The sequence below is a fragment of the Methanosaeta sp. UBA356 genome (assembly GCF_002496465.1).
GTDB classification, from domain to species: Archaea; Halobacteriota; Methanosarcinia; order Methanotrichales; family Methanotrichaceae; genus Methanothrix; species Methanothrix soehngenii.
Map to the genome: position 1 here is coordinate 8,685 of NZ_DAKC01000066.1, position 296 is coordinate 8,980.

1 pseudogene is annotated in these 296 nt (G+C 58.1%); it reads left to right on the forward strand.

Annotated elements, in window-relative coordinates:
• Positions 1-294: pseudogene (locus BP727_RS05935) on the forward strand (dihydroorotate dehydrogenase electron transfer subunit); the annotation flags it as partial.
• Positions 295-296: the final 2 nt, after the last annotated feature.

Here is a 296-nt window from a genome sequence, read left to right on the forward strand (position 1 = left end):
GCGGGCCTTGAGGCTCTGGACCTTGATGATTACGACCAGATCTATCTATGCGGCCCGGAGCTGATGATGTGGGATGTAATCTCCCGGTCACGAGAGCATGCCAAAAAAACTCAGGCCTGCATCAATCGCTACTTCAAATGCGCTGTGGGCATATGCGGATCATGCTGCCTGGATCCGGATGGGCTGAGAGTCTGCGTGGAAGGGCCGGTGATCAGGGCTGATCGCCTTCTAGAGAGCGAGTTTGGCCGGTACCGCCGCGGACCGACAGGTGTCAAGGGGCCCTGCAGGGGATGAAA